Below are 246 nucleotides of genomic sequence, written 5' to 3' on the forward strand. Positions count from 1 at the left end.
CGTCACCGTGCTGCTGCAACCGGGCGACAACTGGATGCTGCACGTGGCGGCCGAACAGATTCAGCCCGGCGACATCGTGGTGGCCGGTGTCACTTCGGAATGCACTGACGGTTATTTTGGCGACCTGCTGGCCAGCAGTTTCCAGGCCCGTGGCGCGCGGGCGCTGATCATCGACGCCGGTGTGCGCGACGTGAAAACCCTGCAGGAAATGGACTTCCCGGTATGGAGCCGCGCCATCAGCAGCAA

Annotated in this window: 1 protein-coding gene; it reads left to right on the plus strand. The window is 63.8% G+C overall.

Annotation, left to right across the window (positions count from 1 at the left end):
- Positions 1-246: RraA family protein (locus EAY64_RS20190; protein WP_500784356.1), on the plus strand; the 246-nt coding region annotated here is incomplete at both ends.

Origin of the sequence: Aquitalea palustris (assembly GCF_003693445.1) — a bacterium.
Classification (GTDB): domain Bacteria; phylum Pseudomonadota; class Gammaproteobacteria; order Burkholderiales; family Chromobacteriaceae; genus Aquitalea; species Aquitalea palustris.